We start from the raw sequence: 19,411 nt of genomic DNA, 5'->3' as shown, positions 1-19,411 counted from the left end.
AAATAAGTCAATATACTTACACAAAGAAAATCATTTAGGATTGCTCTAGATATAGAAAATCATTTAGGATTGCTATAGCAGCTTTTCCTTTAACATCGCCAATCTTGTCCTGAAGTTTGAGACATTGTTCAAAAAATGCGATCGCCTTGGCTACTTCCCCTTGCTTGGCATAAATTCCTGCTAGTTTGTGCAAAGTAGCAGCTTTCCCTTGAACATGGCCAATCTTTTCCTCAAGTTCGAGAGATTCTTCATAAAGTGCGATCGCCTTGGCTACTTCCCCTTGATTCGCATAAATTATTGCTAGACAGTGCAAACTTGCAGCTTTCCCTTGAACATCGCCAATCTTTTCCTGAAGTTCCAAAGATTTTTGATAAAGTTCGATCGCCTTTGTTACTTCCCCTTGATTCGCATAAATTATTCCTAGATTGTGCAAACTAGCAGCTTTCCCTTGAACATTGCCAATCTTTTCGTAAAGTTCCAAAGATTTTTGATAAAGTTCGATCGCCTTGGCTACTTCCCCTTGATTCGCATAAATTCCTGCTAGTTGGTGCAAAGTAGCAGCTTTACCTTGAAGATTGCCAATCTTTTCTTGAAGTTCCAAAGATTTTTGATAAAAAGTGATCGCCTTGGTTACTTCCCCTTGATTCGCATAAATAATAGCTAGTTGGTGCAAAGTAGCAGCTTTGCCTTGAAGATTGCCAATCTTTTCCTGAATTTCCAAAGATTGTTGATAAAAAGTGATCGCCTTTGCTACTTCCCCTTGATCCGCATAAATTCCTGCTAGTTGGTGCAAAGTAGCAGCTTTCCCTTGAACATTGCCTATCTTTTCTTTAAGTTCGAGAGATTGTTCATAAAGTGCGATCGCCTTTGCTAATTCCCCTTGATTCCCATAAATTATTGCTAGATTGTGCAAAGTAGCAGCTTTCCCTTGAACATCGCCAATTTTTTGCAGAAGTTCGAGAGATTCTTCATAAAATGTGATCGCCGTGGCTACTTCCCCTAGATTCGCATAAATTCCTGCTAGTTGGTGCAAAGTAGCAGCTTTCCCCTGAACATTGCCAATCTGTTCCTGAAGTTCGAGAGATTGTTGATAAAATGCGATCGCCCTGGCTACTTCCCCTTGATTGGCATAAATTATTCCTAATTCATACAAAGTATTTGCTTCTAAATATCTGAATTCTTCATCTTTCGCCAAATCTAACCCTTGTTCTAGATAGTATTTTGCTGTTGTGTATTCACTCCGGCTGCGATAGGCAATTCCCAACTCATTCAAAACTCTGATGCGAGTTTTCAAATCCCCTTCAGTTTCCTCGCGCCCATTCGAGGGAGTGTATTCCATCAACAACCGTTTCAATAAATCGATGCGTTCCTGCTTTTCCGGCACCTCGCAATTTGTAATCCCTTTGCTAGCATCCAGAGTTTGAGAAACCGCATCATCTCTAGTATTTGCAGGATTTTTGAACACAAAAGTCCCCGAATTCCAAGCCCACAAATCCGGCGCAAAATTAGCAACTCGCGTAATCGCATAATCCGGCAAACAAAAAAGCATTGGATGCGGCACTTGAATCGGATAAGCATCTCGCACCCAATTCAAATCTACCAACATCGGCGGATATTCCCCCGTCATCCCGATCGAATGTTCCAATCCCCGCACAATTAAAATTAACTTCTTGTATGGTTTAACTTTGAGAGTTGGCAAAACCTTAAGAATTTCATCCATCAAAAAGCGCAGATCTGGATCGGGAAAATCCCAAACCTCAAACTGCATCTCTTGACAATCGGGATGGCTAATTAATGCCTGAATAATCGCATCCCTATCCTTCGCAAAATTACTTTCGATAAATCCCAAATCAAAGGCATTGTCGGGAACAATATCGACAAACGTCAGCAATTGGTCAAAAGACTCTTGATTTAGTTCAATTATCCTTTGCCGGTCTCTTTCAGCGATTTCCCTGGATTGATTCAAGGGCTTGAAGGATTCATCCCAGGAAACGGATTAGCCATTGATTTAACTCCTGTTAATTTACTTATTGTATAAAAGTCAATCAATATTTGGATATCGGCATCCCTGTCATTATCTATAGATTCAAGAGCGAATCTGAACGAGCTTTGCGAAAGATTGAAAACTAGAGACATGATACTGTTTAGTTGATTCTACAACTGCTTTGAAATTACTGATTGCGTCTTTTGCGTCATCATTATTTAGACTTCTTTCGACGGCAGTAAGCAGGTGTTGACAAAAAGGAATAGTAATTTCTACAATTGGTTCCCAAAATTTCTCCGCTTTTTCTGGTGAAATTTTCGTATCAAAAGAAACTCTAAAAGCATTAGGAACTTGTTGATCCAGGAATGTTTCGAGACAATTAGCAATAGCTGAGGTAATTAGGAAGTGAGCACCTCGTCTTTGCAAAAAGTCCAATTGTTTAGCCTCTGCGTCAGACAGAGAGCTTGCTTTACTCTTATCCACAAGTCGAAGTTTCTTAGCCTCTACACTGCGAAGTAAAGAATAAACAAATACAATATGCTTGGCGGATATTTGTTCGGGAAAATATTTAGAGTAAATCGTATCTACTCTCCAGATATCAGATTTGTTATTATATGCAATTACCGGATCTTGATGAAATGCTGCAAGAGCTTGAGCAACTGTATCAGATGGTAACAAGTTAGATGGACGGCGGATCACATCTGTAGAGCCACCTCTTCTGCCACCAGAATAAGTTGTATCTGGAATATTTGCAAACTCTTGACGCAAGCGTCGCTGGATTGAATCGTTACTGCGGAAGTCAGATGCTTCGACTACATTTTGCCTATTGTTGTATTCAATTATTTTTCTGATCGTGCTGATATTATTACATTTTACAAACCTAGCTTGTACATATCCTGTACCGTCAGGAGAAGTATCTAAACTACCCAATGCTCCGGTTGTCTGCGCTCCATTCACTATAGAAATTCCGCTAATTTCTAGTGTATCAGCACTACCTATTTCTTGAGATTGGTTAGCTTCTGCATCCTTAAATGTAAATTCCGATACTAAAGCTGTGATACCATTATTAAAAGCCCAAAAATTATTTGGCTCATCCTTGGCAGTGCTTTTAATGCCATTATTGATGTTGTTGTCACTTTTTCTACTTCCCAGATATCCTCGGACATTGGCAGAAAATAGATTGTCAGAATAGTTTTGAAATACTTCATATAGCCATGTAATAGGAATAGCTGTTACAAAGGCTTCCCAATCATTGTCAGATATAGTGTACCCTCCTAATATAGGAATAGTAAACTTATCAGTAACTAAGATAGGAGCCTCTAAAGCACGACACCACTCATCCAGTGTTTTTTGACCTACTTCTAGGGTACTTACATTTTCAACCTCTGAATTGGGAAATTGTGTTCTCAGGGCATTCTTAACTGTCTGTTCTACCATTTGAAGTTCATCTTTAACATTTTTTGATTCCGGTAAGTTGTGTACATACCAAAACTGTACGAATCTAATCTGGTTTGCTTTGAGTGAAGACCGAACTTCTACAGCAGCAGAGCGAATTCCTTCAGGTAGATTCTGTAGAGGAGAATTAAATAGCCAGGCTGCTGCGGTGTTAAGATCAGAAGCTTTATCAGATGATGCAGCCTGTTTATTGGGATTTTTAATTAAATCAGCCATATAGGCTTGTATAACAATAATATATCCGGCCTCCTTATCCACATAGATTAAGTCGCATTTTTTATCATCACCACCTCCTGTGAGAGAGGTGGCGGCTACGGTGTCAATATCCTCTATTTGAAATCTAAGCTGTAATGCAAAAAGAGCTAAAGCATTTTCATTGTACTTTTGTAAATCAGTGCGAGCATCAAAGGCAGTTTGGTATGAAAAAGTCATGTTCTGAATAACTCCCCTTAGAAGTGAATAATTACAGTTGTTCGGCTACTGGAACTTATTTGAAATTTAGGATTGAGCGAGCAAGTAGGATATCCACCCCGCAATAGATTAGTCTATTATTGCAGGGTGGAATTTTGCAAGATCTAAAAATCGCCGTAACTACTAATAGCCGCCTGCAACCTCCGAATCACTTCATCAACCGAAATCGCTCCCAACTCCCCAGAAGCCCGAGTCCGAATATTCAAACTATTCGCCTCAACTTCCTTTGCACCCACAACACCCATCACCGGAATTTTATCCTTCTCTGCATTGCGAATCAACTTGCCCAAACGCTCGCTATTCTCATCAGCTTCAGCGCGCATTCCGAGCATTTTCATCTTCGCCGCCACTTCCTTCGCAAACGGCAAAAACTCCGCGCTAACAGGCAACAAGCGCACCTGAACCGGCGCCAACCACAGCGGAAAATCGCCTGCATACTGCTCGATCAAAATCCCGATCAAGCGTTCCAAAGAACCGAAAGGAGCGCGGTGAATCATCACCGGACGCTTGCGAGTGCCGTCTTCAGCGACATATTCCAAATCAAAACGTTCAGGCAAATTGTAATCTACCTGAACAGTTCCTAATTGCCATTCTCTATCCAAGACATCTTGGAAAATGAAATCGAGTTTCGGCCCGTAAAAAGCCGCCTCCCCAATTCCCTCAAAATAATTCATTCCCAAAGTTTCCACTGCGCGGCGGATTGCACCTTGAGATTTTTCCCAAGCTTCATCGGAACCGATGTATTTCTCTAGATTGTTCGGATCGCGGAAACTCAAACGCGCTTTAAAGTTTTTCAGTTGCAGACTCTTGAATACTGACAGAATCAAATCCACCACATTCAAGAATTCTGCATCCAATTGTTCCGGCGTGACAAATAAGTGGGAATCATCCACGGTAAAGCCGCGTACCCGCGTTAAACCGCCCAATTCTCCCGATTGTTCGTAGCGGTAAACTGTGCCGAATTCCGCTAAGCGCATCGGCAGTTCTCGATAGGAACGCAATTCGCTTTTGTAAATTTGAATGTGAAAAGGGCAATTCATGGGTTTCATCACAAAACCCTGTTCATTTGCTGCCGCTTCCTCATCCTCCGCCATCAGCGGAAACATATCTTCTTTGTATTTCTGCCAGTGACCGGAAATTTTAAACAAATCGACTCTGGCAATGTGGGGAGTCACAACTTGCAAATAGCCGCGCTTGATTTGTTCTTGTTTCAAGTAATCTTCTAAAATACTTCTCAAAACAGTGCCTTTCGGCGTCCACAAAGGCAAACCCGGGCCCACCGCATCGGCAAAAATAAATAAGCCTAATTCTTTACCTAATTTGCGGTGATCGCGTCTTAATGCTTCTTCTTTGCGGTGTTTGTATGCTGCTAGCTGTTCGGGAGTTTCCCAAGCAGTGCCGTAAATCCGCTGTAACTGAGCTTTGGTTTCGTCGCCGCGCCAGTACGCGCCTGCTAGGCTTTCTAGCTCGATCGCCTTTGGATTCAACTCACTGGTATTTTCTAAGTGAGGCCCAGCGCACAAATCCCACCATTCCTCGCCCACATGGTAAAGAGTAATCGGTTCGATCAAACCTTCTAAAATTTCTAATTTGTAAGGTTCGTTAATCTCCTTAATTCTGCGTTCGGCTTCCTCGCGGCTGACTTCTTCCCGAATTACAGGCAATTTACGGTTGATGATTTTGATCATCTCTTTTTTAATGGCTTTTAAATCCTGTTCCGTAAAAGGTTCGGGAGTGTCAAAGTCATAATAGAAACCGTTTTCAATCCAAGGGCCAATCGTTACTTGGGCCTTGGGAAATAACTTCTGCACCGCCATCGCCATAACGTGGGAGGTGGTGTGGCGAATTTTTTTTAGTGGCTCCGACTCACTCGTGCGGGGCAACTCAATCTTAACGGACTCTTCTGGAGGGGACATGGATTCTGAGCTAGACATCGGCTGAATTAGCAATTAATTTAGTGGCAGTTGCTTCTATCTTACTCAGATTGGGACAGCAAGCGCCGACTTCCGGCTGGGGGACACTCCGGGAAATTACAACAACGGCCCTGATGGTTGCAACGTTTAGTGCGGGACGCACTCCGACTCTCAGAAACCGGATTTTTTACTATTTTGGTGGAGTGTAACGAAGTATTGCCTGAAAAAACCCGCTTTCTAACCACCCGTGAGCTCGCGAACTAATTTGGCAGAATTTGGGGATTTCGACTCAAAAATCGATGCTGACACAATTAAATTTATTCACACCCACCTACTAATTGTTGTGAAACCCTTGAATTTTTGTTAAGAATATGTTACAATTTGTAAAGACCGTCTAAGACTATAATAGATAAATAACCCAATTTTGATCCATGTTTAATTCCAACTTGCCCGAATCAGAATTGCTCAAAGCGTTACTGGAACCGCTGTTAGAGGATTTCAATTACTGGTTCGACCGATCGGCAAAACTCTTAGAAACTGAAGAAATTCCCTTTCTCAGCGACGAAGATCAATCTGACTTGCTGGCGCGAGTCAAACAGGCTCAGCAAGAAGTAGGCGCGGCTAAAGCTCTATTTCAAGTAACCGGAGGTCAAGTTGGGATTGAAACAGCAGCACTGATGCCGTGGCACAGACTGCTCGCCGAATCCTGGCAAGTATCGTCGCGCTTTCGCTCATTGCAGTCAGCTCCCCCAGGAAAATAAGGAAGCGAGTTCAAGTTAAATTTGCCGTCAAATCCCCAACCTTGGGAAATGTGGCGGCCCACTTGACGACCTCAAACAGATTTCCAGTTAATAAGTTATTACTTGCTGAAACACATTTGTAAATTGCTGTGTGGCTGTTTAGCCCGGAGGAGAAAATAATGTTGCACCTGCTTTATATTTTAGCTTTTACCGTTCTTGCCTTTCTGGCAGTCGGTAACTTAATCCGCAGTCTCGTCACCGTAGGTATCGAGTCCCAGCGCCCTCAACAATTCATGGCAAATAATCGCCACGCATCCCATCCTCGCTCTCAATCTGTACCGCATCCAGAACTTTTAGACGAGCACGGCAACATTGTCAATGAGCCGCTGTTAGTGATGCGTTCGCTGACTGTCCAAGACGCCCGCGAACAATTAGATGCTCTCTACAAATCATCTCCGGGCGGCAATGACGAAGGGGGCGAACTAGCCTAATACAACCACAGCCGCAGCATTTATACTTAGGCGCGATGCCTCAAAAAAAATATAGGACTTACACACTAGGTGTCAGAAGCCCGGTTTATTCATAGATTGTGGGTAAAAACCGGGTTTCTTTGGATCAGTCCTCAAAATAATTGGTCGTTAGTTTTTAACTAATGGCTAATTACTTGCGCTTTTTTAAAGTTTAATTGCCGAGTAGCGAGATCGATCGCCAAAAACCGATACTGATGGCACTGATATCAAATAGCTCAAGGATAGTATAATTCAAGAAATCCGCAAGCGGTACCTAACAAGTCTAAATGGTGCGAGTGCTAACGCCCGAATCCAAGCCTGAATAGATGAGTTAGCGTCAAAACCTAGACGTAAAAACAGGTGGCTTTGGGATGAGCTCAAGGTCTTGGAGGCATACCTCTGCTTAGATGCGTCTAAGTGATATTGCTAGCATGATATGACTTAAACAGTCGTGTTATGACGCATAAAGGTACCAGATACTGAGAAGGGATCGCTCTAAACCTCCTATCGATCCTGTTTTGTCATCGGCAAAAATGCACGTTTAAGGCTAGATGATCGTCCCTATTTCGCTACTGGCAGAAGTTCTGCAAGCTTTGCCCCAACTGCGGGCACAAATTTATTTCAAATCTTCCATGACAGCCCTGTCTCATGCGATGGAAGACTTAGTTTTGGCGGGTTCCGACGAACCGCTAGTTATTGCCAGCTTTCAGCAAGAGCGCTTCTACCGCCAGGAAGCTCACCGCTACCAGCGAATTGCCTCACGCTCGTCTCAGGTATACGTGCTGGCAGCACCGGAAACTGACTTTAAAAATGCTTCGGAGTGTCACGAAACTGTGGCGTTTGCACCGGAGGACGGATTAAGTAAAGAGTGGCACTTAGTGGTACTGGGGGAACACTACTCAACTTGCCTGATTTGTCAAGAAAAAATTGTGCCGATCGACAACCAGGACGATCGCGGGCCGCTGTTGATGGATCAAGCTCGCAGATTTGAAGGAATTTGGACGTTCGATCGCGAGGTAAGCTCCAAAGCTGCCGCATTGTTGCTCGATAGAATTGTCAAATATCGCCCGGAATTGGCCGAAAAGATCGATCGAGCGCGAACTACTTACAAGCTAGTCAAAACACCGAAAAAAACGAGGAAATCCGCCACTTCCAAAGCCACGAAACCCGACATAAGTACGGGAAAAAAATCAAAAATTCCCAATCCAAAATTGAGCGATGCTTTTACCGAACGCTTAGTAACCTACTTACAAGCAGGTCAGCACAAACTGCTCAAAGCATACAGCGCCATCGCCGCTCAGGAACGTAAAGAACGCCTGGTAAACTTAATTACCACGGCAATGCGGCAGTCTCTCAACCCGCAAGAAATCGTCGAAGTCGCAGTGCAAGAACTCGGCACTGCCCTATCGGCAAGCCGGTGTTTGATTTATCGGTGCAAGGCCACAGATGTGGCGGTCAAAATCGATCGCGAGTTTTTGGGGGCGGGCGCTAGTTCCATGCTGGATCAGACTTGGCTGTTGCAGGAAAATCCAATATGGAGCAACGCGGTGGCGCGACAGGAGCGAGTTTACATCCAAGACACAGCACAACACCCGCTGATTGTCAATACAAAATTCTTGGGGCAAACTGTAAAAAATTGGCAAATAGTCTCTTGGTTAATGGTGCCAGTGCTTTATCAGGGGCGGGTTTTGGGCATGGTGGAAATGCACCAGTGCCGATCGACTTTGGCTTGGGAAGAAGACGAAATTGCTTTAGTAGAGGCGATCGCCACCCAACTCGGAGCCGCCTTAATTCAAGCCGAAACCTACGCTCATTTAGAAGAACTTAACCAACAATTAGAAGCATTAGACCGCACTCGTAGCAATCTAATTGCCATCACCGGACACGAACTCCGCACTCCACTTTCTACTATTCAAGTGTGTCTAGAAAGTTTGAACTCCGAACCAGATATGCCCGCAGAATTGCGGCAAATCATGTTAGAAACTGCCCTCGGTGATGCCGATAGAATGCGGAAACTCGTGCAGGATTTCTTAACTCTTTCTCACTTAGAAAGCGGGCGAGTTCAATGGAATGTAGAATCGCTGACGCTGCAAGAATGCGTTGATTTGGCCCTCAGCAGCGTGCGATCGCGCACTGTCGATCAACAGTTACCGGAAATTATCGCCGAAGTGTCCGCAGATTTGCCTTTAGTACAAGCTGACGGAGAGTGGTTGGTGGAGGTGCTCTCCAAACTGCTAGACAACGCTTGCAAATTCACCACACCTCAAGGAAACGTGACCATAAGAGCCAAATGCAACGGTTCTCAGATGGTGGAAGTGCTCGTAGCCGATACGGGGAGGGGAATAGAGGCGAACAGTTTAAAAGTAGTGTTCGATCGATTTTATCAAGAAGAAGGAGCTTTGCGGCGTAGCGCCGGCGGTACTGGTTTGGGATTGGCAATTTGCAAACAGATTGTTGCCGGCTGGGGCGGCAACATTTGGGTAGATTCCGCAGGAAAAGACCGAGGAAGTGAATTTCACTTTACTATTCCCACTGTTTAGACTCAATTGACAACTGCTACAGCGCTTATCAACCGTGTGAGGTATTCACCAATTAATTAAAAATTTCTCAATTCCCCAATCTAAAATCTAAAATCTAAAATCTAAATCTGTACCTCCTATACCTGAGAAAGAGTATACACGCCCTCTCAACATTAAGCCTCACCCTGTTATATTGGCCTTAAAAGTGATGCGACCCGGCCATGTTCAGGTTTAGGATCGAAAGTATCAAAACCGATTTAGGACGCGCTTGCAGTCTTAAACCCGGTGTTTAAGGCTCATGAATTAAATAATTTGCATCAGCCTGTGGGATGGGCGTCTCGCCCGTCTATAAGGGACGGGCGAGACGCCCATCCCACAATAAGAGTCGCGCATTGCAGTTTATTTAATTCTCATTCCTAAGCAAAATTTAGGGTTTGGCGACAGAACACTACCGGGCTGCTCCCGAAAATTAATACCAGTAAGAAAAAGAATGCAACTTGAGGCAAGCTGCAAACCCCGATAGTCATCAGTCATGGCCAATCTAAAATCTAAAATCAAAATGGTATAAGTCTCCCCTGCACAAGCCGTGAGATGGTAAAAGTCGATCGAATCTGTTGAGGCACTGCCGACGCCAGTGTTGATTCGTGAAAAGTTGAGGATGCAAATGTTTCGCCCGGAAAAAGTTCGTTTCCAGAAGAATACTCAAACCTAGAGGGTAGGAAAATCGATTATGTCACCTACAAGCCAGATGAAATCTACTCAACCTATGGCCAACAAGCCACAACTACAATTAGGTTCCCAAGGTAAAGCGGTATTGGAACTCGAACAACTGCTAGCTAAGTTGCAACTTTATCGGCACCCTGCTAAAGGAATATTTAACAAAGCAGTTGAATTTTCTGTGAAACTGTTTCAGTTTCGGGTTTTCTTGTCGCCGGACGGCTTTGTCGGGCCGCTCACTTGGCAGGCGCTTTATACTGCAGCTCCAGTTAATATGCCGGTACTCAGATTGGGCAGTTCTGGGCAAGCAGTCGCTACTGTTCAGGAAGTTCTCAAAAGTTCCAAGCATTATGGCGGTAAAATTGACGGCGACTTTGCTACTTTGACGGACAAAGCTGTTCGCGCATTTCAAAAAAGTTTTGGGATTGAGGCCGACGGGATTGTCAATCAAGAAACTTGGACTGCTTTGAGCCAAATTCCGCGTGGCTATGACCCTAATTTGTTCTTGACTTAGGGGGGCGCGGTAAATTGTTCGATCGTGTGTGGGGGAAAGTTGGGGGAATATGCGATTATTCGGGTGCCACACAAGCACCAGAATAATTGCTGTTTTTTTGTGATTATTTTTTCGGGATTCGTGCTGCCTAATTCTGTTTTCTAACTTTGGTGAAAATTACCAATTATCAATTATTAATTACTAATTATTAATTATCAGAAAAGATCGATCGCCCAAAAACTGTTAATTTTCCTTACAATTTCGAGAACAGCGTGCAGTCTCAATGATACGATGCCGTAAAAATCCTTTGGATATATCTATGGCCGAACAACTTACTGGACAACCCCCAATCTTCGGCGGCAGCACAGGCGGCTTGCTGACCAAGGCGCTAGTTGAAGAGAAGTACGCTATCACTTGGACTAGCCCCAAGGAGCAGGTGTTTGAAATGCCTACGGGTGGCGCTGCGATTATGCGTCAAGGCGACAACTTGCTGCATCTGCCCCGGAAGGAGCAGTGCATCGCTTTGGGCGGCCAGCAACTGCGGGCTAAATTCAAAATCACCAACTACAAAATTTACCGCGTGTTTCCAGACGGTACTACTGAGTACCTGCATCCCAAGGATGGCGTGTTCCCTGAGAAGGTGAACGAAGGTCGTCCCTACAACGGTAAGATTGACCGCAATATTGGCAGCAATCCAAATCCGGCTAAGCTGAAGTTCACAGGTAAGAAGACTTTCGATCCTTAGACTATGAGTTCATGGCTGAGCAAAACATAGGTAATATTCCCTGTAAGGCTCAGCTTGTAAACTTGTTTTTGCAGTAGTATTCTGGCGCGGGAGGCTAAGCCCGCAGCGCCAGAATACTACTGCAAACTTCAAATCTTATTAAAAGTTAATCGTTAAATTAAATAATGAATGTCGCAATCAGGCGAGCGCAGCCTTCTGATATCGATGTTTGCGCTCGCATTAATTATGAAGCTTTTAAAGGTATTTCCGATCGGCATCAATTCCCTACAGATTTTCCGACGCTGGAGTTTTCAACTGAAATTATTGGTCTTCTGATCGAAAGTCCGTTGTTTTTTGGCATATTAGCCGAGAGTGAGGGTGCGGTTGTCGGCTGCGGGTTTATGGACGAACGCAACCCGATTCGCGGTATCGGGCCCGTCAGTGTCGATCGAACTTTTCAAGGCCGCGGCACGGGACGGGAAATCATGAAAGCTTTGCTGGAACGGGGACAGGACGCTGTGGGTATCCGTTTGGTTCAGGAATCTTTTAATATGGCTTCGCTGTCGCTGTACGCTTCTCTGGGTTTTGAGGTGAAGGAACCTTTCGTGTTAATGGAAGGGAAGTTTCGCAGCCAGCCACAGTATGGGTTTGAGGTGCGGCCGATGGCTAGTGAGGATGTTGAGGAATGCGCGGCTTTGTGCAAGAAATTATACAGGTGCGATCGAACTAGCGATATTGAGTACGCCCTGAATTTCTTTTCTCCTGGGGTTGCTTGCAAACAAGGTCAGATTGTGGCTTATACTTGTGCGGTGTCGGCTTTGAGCCACAGCGTCGCAGAAACTGAGGCGGATATGCAGGCTTTACTGTTGGGGGCTGCCGCGTCGAACTCCGAAGCACAGGTTTCTTTCCACTTGCCGGTGCGTTACGCAAGTTTGTTTCGCTGGTGTTTGCAAGAGGGGCTGCGCGCGCTCAAACCGATGGCGGTGATGGCAGTTGGCGAGTATCAGCAGCCTCATGGCTGTTGCTTTCCGTCTTTTGTTTATTGAACCCAAGACGGTTAGGACGCTTTTAATCGCTGAAATTATTGCCAGGATTCCATTTTCCTTCTTCTTTCTTTCTTCTTCCCTCTTCCCTCTTCCTTCTTCCCTCTTCCTTCTTCCTTCTGATATATATGATATTTCCCGATTTCTCACAATTTTCGGAACTGGCGAAACAAGGCAATTTTGTACCCGTGTATCAAGAATGGGTTGCTGATTTGGATACGCCGGTGTCTGCGTGGTATCGGGTTTGTGCGGGTCAACCTTACAGTTTTCTGCTGGAGTCCGTCGAAGGTGGGGAGAAGGTTGGGCGTTATAGTTTGTTGGGGTGCGATCCGTTGTGGATTTTGGAGGCTAAGGGCGATCGTACAACTCAAGTTTACCGCGACGGTTCCGAAAAAGTATTTACGGGCGATCCGTTTGCCGCTTTAACTGAGTGTTTGCAGCCTTACAAACCGGTGAAATTGCCACAGTTACCGCCGGGAATTGGCGGGCTATTCGGTTTTTGGGGTTACGAGTTAATTAAGTGGATAGAACCGCGAGTTCCCGTGCATCCAGCAAGCGAGAATGATTTGCCGGATGGATTGTGGATGCAGGTGGATAATTTGCTGATTTTCGACCAGGTGAAGCGGAAAATTTGGGCCGTCGCCTATGCGGATTTGCGGGAGGTTGGCGTTGATTTGGCGGAGGCTTATCAGCAAGCCTGCGATCGGGTTGGCAAGTTAGTTCAGAAGCTGCAATCGCCGCTTTCCCGGCAATCTACTCTCATAGAATGGACACCTCCCAATAACGGGCAAGATGCCCGTTCCACAACCGGAAATACAGAATTGGCTTACACGAGCAATATTACCCGTGAAAAGTATTGTGCCAATGTTTTAAAGGCTAAGGATTATATCAAAGCCGGAGATATTTTTCAAGTAGTTATTTCGCAGCGGCTTGAAGCTGAATACACTGGCGATTCTTTTGCACTTTACCGCTCTTTGCGTCTGATTAATCCTTCTCCGTACATGGCTTATTTTAATTTCGGAGATTGGCAGATTATCGGTTCGAGTCCTGAGATTATGGTGAAGGCGGAAAACACTGCTGATGGCAAAAAGATAGCAACTTTGCGACCGATTGCAGGCACTCGCCGCCGGGGTAAAACTCCCGAACAAGATGATGCTTTGGCTGCTGAATTGCTGCAAGATCCGAAGGAAATTGCGGAACACGTCATGTTAGTTGATTTGGGTAGGAACGATTTAGGCAGAGTTTGCCGAAATGGTACTGTAAAAGTTGACGAATTAATGGGCATTGAGCGTTATTCTCACGTCATGCACATTGTGAGCAATGTGGTGGGAGAATTGGCTGAGGATAAGACTGCTTGGGATTTGTTGAAAGCTGGTTTTCCTGCGGGTACGGTTAGCGGTGCTCCGAAGATTCGGGCGATGGAGATTGTGCACGAGTTAGAAGGTTGCCGCCGGGGGCCGTATTCTGGGGTTTACGGGTATTATGATTTTGAGGGACAATTGAATAGTGCGATCGCCATTCGGACTATGGTTGTTCGTTCTTTAGGTGGTGACAAACATTCGGTTTCTGTGCAAGCAGGTGCTGGTTTGGTGGCCGATTCTAACCCGGATATGGAATATGAGGAAACTCTCAATAAAGCGCGAGGTATGTTGGAGGCAATTCGCTGTTTGAAATAGCAAGTTAAAAACTTCTTTTATAAGGACGAGGCGGTTGAAACCGCTGCTAGACAAACTACTGTTGAACGAGGGGAATGTGAATTTTTATATAGTTGACGTGTTTGCGGAGTCAAAATATGCTGGCAATCAACTAGCTGTATTTTGCGGTGCGGGAGTTGCCGAACTATCTGAGGCCCAAATGCTGCTGATAGCGAGGGAAATCAATTATTCAGAAACTACGTTTATTCGATCGCCCGATCCGCGAGATGGCGGCTATGACGTGCGGATATTCACGCCCAAGAAGGAATTGCCATTTGCCGGTCATCCGACTTTGGGCACTGCGTTTGTGTTGCAGCAAGAGATTATTCGCGAAAAGGTCGATCGAGTAATTCTCAATCTAGCCGTCGGTCAAATTCCAGTTACTTTTAATTATCACAATGAATCGGCAGATATTTTGTGGATGCGACAAAACCCGCCTAGTTTTGGTCAAGTTTTATCAGCCGAACGTCTGGCAAATGTCCTGAATTTAGAACCAGATGAAATTGATACAAACTTCCCAATTCAAGAAGTTTCTACGGGAGTACCCTTTATAATTGTCCCATTAAAAACTCTCGCCTCGCTCAAAAAAGCTCAAGTTAACTTAGATAGATATTTTGAGCTAGTTGAGACAATGGAAGCGAAAGAAATTTTGATCTTTTGCCCAGAAACCTACAGCGACCTTAATGATTTAAGCGTGCGAGTTTTTGCCCATTCATTAGGAATTCCAGAAGATCCGGCGACTGGCAGTGCTAACGGCTGTTTGGCTGGATATTTGGTAGAACATGATTATTATGGGTCAGCAAAGATTGATGTCAGAGTTGAGCAGGGTTATGAAATCGATCGACCTTCTTTGCTGTTGTTACAATCAGCCCAAAATGAAGGGGAAATAGCCGTTTTGGTTGGTGGTAAGGTGGTGATGGTTGCTAAGGGAGAATTTGTGTAGAAGATTTAAGGGGGAATTATTAACCGCAGATGCACGCAGATATACGCAGATATGTACAGTGAGATTTAGATGCTTGTGTGGCGATAGAGATGTTACAATTTTGCTAACATGAGATAGCTCATATTCATTGATTCGCGTGATTGTTATGCTAAAACAGTTATCCATACCAGAGACTTTCTAATGCTGCAAACATTTTCGCGGACTTTAAATGTATCCCCTGACGCTTCTGAAGCGCTGCTTTCACTTTCATTAAGCAGCTTGCTCGATTCACCGGAATTCAATCAACTCTTGGAAAATCTGGATACTGGTTTGCTCAAAGAAACTTTGCCAACTGCGGGAACTGTTTTAGCTCAAAAGCTGCCGCCTTTTTACGACTGGTTGCAAACAGAACTAGGAATTAAAAACGTTCCTAACAGTCCCGATCATACTACGAAATGGGTAGTCGGTTTTTTGAAGAATCAAGAAAGTTTAACTCGTTTAGTTGATCTGCACAAATCAATTCCCAGACAGGCATTAGAACGAGCGATCCCTCGTTTAGTTAGCGCCTTTGATGAAGTTCAACCCACCGCTGTAAAGCAAGAATGGGAAAAAGCGATCGCAGCACTTTGTCTGCTTCTGGCAGTCGCAGCGCGGGAAAACCAGCCATCTGCGGCTTGAAGCAATTCTGTCTGAGTTTAAACAAAGCGCTTTTTTCGGAAAATTTGCAATTGAGTGCGATCGATCTCAACGACTACTGGCCGTCGCTTGTTGAGGACGATCGCATTGTGTCTATTGACCAAAAGCAACTGAGCCAATATGGCCACAATCGCGCGTCTTTTGAGAAACTTGCCTTCAAAACGCGCCATTCGGACGATCGCCTCTTCGATTTTATAACAACAGTTGTTGCCTTTCTGGGAAATCACAAAAATCGTTCCCGGTATGTAATCGCCTTCATTTGCCCAGAAAGCATACCTTTCGCCTAAAGTAAAGTAGTGAAAAACATTGTTAGCGGTGGAAGTTTTAGCTAACTTTTCCGAAACGCCCAAAGAATTAAAAATTACAGTGGATCTAATATAATCCGGGTATTTTGCTGCTATTTGCTGAGCAACTTTGCCACCCAAACTTTCTCCGATGACATCGGGGGGATTGCCGCTGTGAAATTGCTGCTTTATCCAATCAATAGCACCCACAGTTTGCGCCGATTTTAACTGGCGTTCTAGTTTTGCCATAAATACATCTGGCGTATCTTCCAAAACATGATCGAAAGGATACCAAGAACCGTAGCCACGAATCACGAAAACAGGCGGATTATTGCCAGAAATGGGGACGCGACTTTCAGCATAAAAACCAGTGCCAGAGTCTTCAAACACTTTTTGTATAATATAATTTCCATCAATAACTTGCCCTTGCTCGTGCCGGATGTAAATTGAAGGATTATTGGGTTTAAAAGTATCGTGCATTTGGGGTTTTGCAAACTTTTCATACAGGGAATCTAGCAAGTGCCTTCCCGTTTTGCCATCGACAAAATCCAATTCTTTTCCTTTCATTATTAAGTACAAAAAATCTACATAAACCCGCCAGCGCACAACGAATAATCTCAATTAACTTTTACTTGTATCAAATGGCAAAAATTTACCTGACATTTACCGTTGCGTGATAGAGAGGGCGGGTTTTAGAGATTGTCAATGATTGGCAAATATTCTATGTTATATCAAATCCGGTAGTATCGTCGGGCGTAAAATCCAGTCAACAGTCAACCACGGACGGTGCAACGGGAACTAATATAATTCATCTGCGTTAATCTGCCTATATCTGCGGTTAAAAAAAGATAATTTCGTAACCGCAGATGACAATCGATGGACGCTGATTCACGCAGATAAATAGAAGAGAGTGATAGGGCGGGTTTTAGAGATTGTCAATTATTAGCAAATATTGTATGTGAAACCCGCCCGCCCTTAGCAAATCATTCTTACAAAACTCGCAACGTGCTAGCAATACTATCGACTGCTTCCATCGCGCGAATTTCATCGAGTGCTTGTTGAAAATTCCCTTCCCTAACATCGTGAGTCACGACCACAATTTCTGCTAAATCGCCGTGAATTCCCGTCTGCACAACTGATTCCAAACTAACTTTGTGATTGCCGAAACAAGTGCCGAGTTTGCCAATTACCCCCGGAGTATCGCGCGTCAGAAAACGGGCGTAAAAGCGAGTAACAAGTTCCTGCATCGGAGCAATTTTGCAGTAGTGTTGGTGACTGCAACTCAGCAAAGGATGAGGAGTCGGAACAGCTTGGCTTTTCAGGATGGCCGCCACATTTATAATGTCGGATACTACGGCGCTAGCTGTTGGGCCTGCACCCGCGCCGCGCCCGTACAGCATCAATTGCCCGATCGGCTCTCCTTCGACTAAAATTGCATTGTAAACCCCGTTAACACTCGCCAGCGGATGAGTTTTCGGCACAAAACTAGGATGCACTCGAATTGACAGCAGTTCGCTTTCTCCTTCCGCTTGCTTGCCATTGTAGTGGGAGGTTTCTTGAGCAATAGCCAACAATTTAATCACAAATCCCAGCTTGTCGGCGTAGTCAATATCAGCCGCACTAACTTTTCTGATACCTTCGCAGTGAACATCTGCTAATTTGATGCGTCCGCCAAAAGCTAGCGAGGCTAAAATAGCAATTTTATCGGCAGCATCTAATCCATCTACATCTGCTGTGGGGTCAGCTTCAGCATAACCTAATTGCTGAGCGTCGGCGAGGACTTCGGCAAAGTCTGCGCCTTCTGTTTGCATCCGCGTCAGGATGTAATTAGTTGTGCCGTTGACGATGCCGGTGACAGTTTGAATGCGGTTTGCACCTAAAGATTGTTTGAGGCTTTGAATGACCGGAATGCCGCCGCCGACAGCAGCTTCTAGCATTACGTAAACGCCTTTTTTGTTGGCGGCCTCGAAGATTTCATTCCCGTAGCGGGCGATAACTGCTTTGTTGGCAGTGACGACGTGCTTGCCGCTGGCAATAGCTTGCAGAATGAGCGATCGCGCCGGTTCCAATCCGCCAATCAGTTCTACTACAATATCAATTTCCGGGTCAGTTGCGATCGCTTCTAGGTCAGTTGTCAGCACATTTTCTGGCAATTGTAAAGACCGAGTTCGAGAAATATCGCGCACTCCCACCCGATAGATTTCCAATTCCTGCAACAGCGGATGGCGGCCATCTGGGGAGAGCAAAATCTCTGCTGTTCCCGCGCCAACTGTACCCAAACCTAGCAAACCAATTTTGAAAGCCACGACTTTGACCCGTTGAAACTCACTTAATCTACAATCATTGTATGATAACCGCGCCTTCACTGAATACCCAGAGACCCGACTTCTTTAAAAAGTCCGCGATCTACATGACTAATTAATCCAGACTTTACATGGCAATTTAAAGTTCTGTATCCATCTCTATCCCCATTTCTCGCAGCCGCTGCGCCAATCTTTCGGCCCGCTGCCTTTCGGCATTAACTTGCTGTTCTAGCTGCTGATTTTGCTGTTCTAGTTGCTGTCGCTGTGCTTGTTCTTCTCGAATTAAATCTTCTACTAGGGGCGGACATAGCACTTCATTAACCGATAAAATAAATTCAGCGAACTGTACAGACTGAACTTGCTGTCCCGGCAAAAATTCCTGATGAGAATAACTGCCTTCATTTTCCGGGCGACTGCATACTCGTATTTTCGGTTGATTTGGGTCTACAATCCAATATTCAGGGATATCAATTAAGTCATATTCGGCCCGTTTGCGAATGTAGTCGTCCCGCCAATTTTGACTGGTAACTTCGATAACTAACAGCGGTTTTTCTTCAAAATCTAGCACGGCGGAACCCGGTTGCGCGCAGACTTGTTCCCACAGACTCTGAGTGCAAATCACCACATCAGGAATGCGAGAAGAGTTTTCCTCAGTTCGGACTGCAGTAGTCACAATTGCAACAATAGGTAGGTTGTGTGCTGCAAAGAAGCGCCGGAACTGGTAAACCAAAAATTCACAAATTTTGATATGTATGGCTGTAGGTGTTGGCATTTCGATTAGATTGCCCCGATATAATTCATAACAAACACCTGATTCTCCCTGATAGTTCAGATATTCTTCAAAGGTTAGTTTTTGGGTAGAAGTTATAACCATGTCAGTTATCTCCCTTTTTCGGTGAGCTTACTGTATATTTTACACTTGTATTGGGTGAACCAGCCCCTCA

Annotated in this window: 16 protein-coding genes; 10 read left to right on the top strand and 6 right to left on the bottom strand. The window is 44.6% G+C overall.

Annotation, left to right across the window (positions count from 1 at the left end; translation table 11 throughout):
• Positions 1-34: 34 nt before the first annotated feature.
• From QUA40_RS15270 to thrS, 3 genes are all read right to left on the bottom strand, one after another.
• Positions 35-1,966 (bottom strand): tetratricopeptide repeat protein, encoded by a 1,932-nt coding sequence (locus QUA40_RS15270; protein ID WP_333127208.1) that lies wholly within the window; start codon positions 1,964-1,966, stop codon positions 35-37.
• A 120-nt stretch (positions 1,967-2,086) separates the two neighbouring features.
• Positions 2,087-3,871, bottom strand: coding sequence for an AIPR family protein (locus QUA40_RS15265; protein ID WP_333127206.1), 1,785 nt, complete (start codon positions 3,869-3,871; stop codon positions 2,087-2,089).
• 143 nt (positions 3,872-4,014) lie between these two features.
• Entirely contained in the window at positions 4,015-5,844 is a 1,830-nt protein-coding gene (gene thrS / locus QUA40_RS15260) for a threonine--tRNA ligase (RefSeq protein WP_333127204.1), read from the bottom strand.
• Between the two features lie 23 nt (positions 5,845-5,867).
• Here thrS and QUA40_RS15255 point away from each other — a divergent pair, with 23 nt between their 5' ends.
• The 10 genes from QUA40_RS15255 to QUA40_RS15210 all read left to right on the top strand — a co-directional run bounded on the left by QUA40_RS15255 (position 5,868) and on the right by QUA40_RS15210 (position 15,862).
• Positions 5,868-6,032 carry a hypothetical protein gene (locus QUA40_RS15255; protein WP_333127202.1) on the top strand — a complete coding sequence of 55 codons (165 nt, stop codon included), beginning with the start codon at positions 5,868-5,870 and terminating at the stop codon, positions 6,030-6,032.
• A 222-nt stretch (positions 6,033-6,254) separates the two neighbouring features.
• Positions 6,255-6,584: a DUF2605 domain-containing protein gene (locus QUA40_RS15250; protein ID WP_333127200.1), complete on the top strand. Its 330-nt coding sequence runs from the start codon at positions 6,255-6,257 to the stop codon at positions 6,582-6,584.
• Between the two features lie 158 nt (positions 6,585-6,742).
• Positions 6,743-7,054: a DUF2973 domain-containing protein gene (locus QUA40_RS15245; protein ID WP_333127198.1), complete on the top strand. Its 312-nt coding sequence runs from the start codon at positions 6,743-6,745 to the stop codon at positions 7,052-7,054.
• A 569-nt stretch (positions 7,055-7,623) separates the two neighbouring features.
• Positions 7,624-9,612, top strand: coding sequence for a DICT sensory domain-containing protein (locus QUA40_RS15240; protein ID WP_333127196.1), 1,989 nt, complete (start codon positions 7,624-7,626; stop codon positions 9,610-9,612).
• A gap of 709 nt (positions 9,613-10,321) precedes the next feature.
• On the top strand, positions 10,322-10,822 hold the full coding sequence (locus QUA40_RS15235; RefSeq protein WP_333127194.1) for a peptidoglycan-binding protein: 501 nt from the start codon (positions 10,322-10,324) through the stop codon (positions 10,820-10,822).
• A 298-nt stretch (positions 10,823-11,120) separates the two neighbouring features.
• Positions 11,121-11,546, top strand: a complete 426-nt coding sequence (locus tag QUA40_RS15230; protein WP_333044721.1) for a photosystem I reaction center subunit II PsaD — start codon at positions 11,121-11,123, stop codon at positions 11,544-11,546.
• A 164-nt stretch (positions 11,547-11,710) separates the two neighbouring features.
• Positions 11,711-12,571, top strand: coding sequence for a GNAT family N-acetyltransferase (locus tag QUA40_RS15225; protein ID WP_333127192.1), 861 nt, complete (start codon positions 11,711-11,713; stop codon positions 12,569-12,571).
• Between the two features lie 125 nt (positions 12,572-12,696).
• Complete coding sequence (trpE, locus tag QUA40_RS15220) at positions 12,697-14,244, top strand: anthranilate synthase component I (RefSeq protein WP_333127190.1); 1,548 nt, start codon at positions 12,697-12,699, stop codon at positions 14,242-14,244.
• 76 nt (positions 14,245-14,320) lie between these two features.
• Positions 14,321-15,205 (top strand): PhzF family phenazine biosynthesis protein, encoded by an 885-nt coding sequence (locus QUA40_RS15215; RefSeq protein ID WP_333127188.1) that lies wholly within the window; start codon positions 14,321-14,323, stop codon positions 15,203-15,205.
• A 180-nt stretch (positions 15,206-15,385) separates the two neighbouring features.
• Positions 15,386-15,862, top strand: coding sequence for a hypothetical protein (locus QUA40_RS15210; RefSeq protein ID WP_333127186.1), 477 nt, complete (start codon positions 15,386-15,388; stop codon positions 15,860-15,862).
• A 17-nt stretch (positions 15,863-15,879) separates the two neighbouring features.
• On the opposite strand, the gene QUA40_RS15205 is transcribed toward QUA40_RS15210, so the two are convergent.
• From QUA40_RS15205 to QUA40_RS15195, 3 genes are all read right to left on the bottom strand, one after another.
• On the bottom strand, positions 15,880-16,731 hold the full coding sequence (locus tag QUA40_RS15205) for a hypothetical protein (RefSeq protein WP_333127184.1): 852 nt from the start codon (positions 16,729-16,731) through the stop codon (positions 15,880-15,882).
• Between the two features lie 422 nt (positions 16,732-17,153).
• The gene (locus QUA40_RS15200; RefSeq protein ID WP_333127182.1) at positions 17,154-18,470 is read right to left on the bottom strand and encodes a homoserine dehydrogenase; all 1,317 of its coding nucleotides are present in this window, start codon (positions 18,468-18,470) and stop codon (positions 17,154-17,156) included.
• 136 nt (positions 18,471-18,606) lie between these two features.
• Positions 18,607-19,341, bottom strand: coding sequence for a Uma2 family endonuclease (locus QUA40_RS15195; protein ID WP_333127180.1), 735 nt, complete (start codon positions 19,339-19,341; stop codon positions 18,607-18,609).
• Positions 19,342-19,411 lie beyond the last annotated feature (70 nt).

Source organism: Microcoleus sp. Pol11C3 (assembly GCF_036701485.1).
Lineage (GTDB): Bacteria > Cyanobacteriota > Cyanobacteriia > Cyanobacteriales > Microcoleaceae > Microcoleus.
This window is presented reverse-complemented; position numbering and strand designations above follow the sequence as displayed.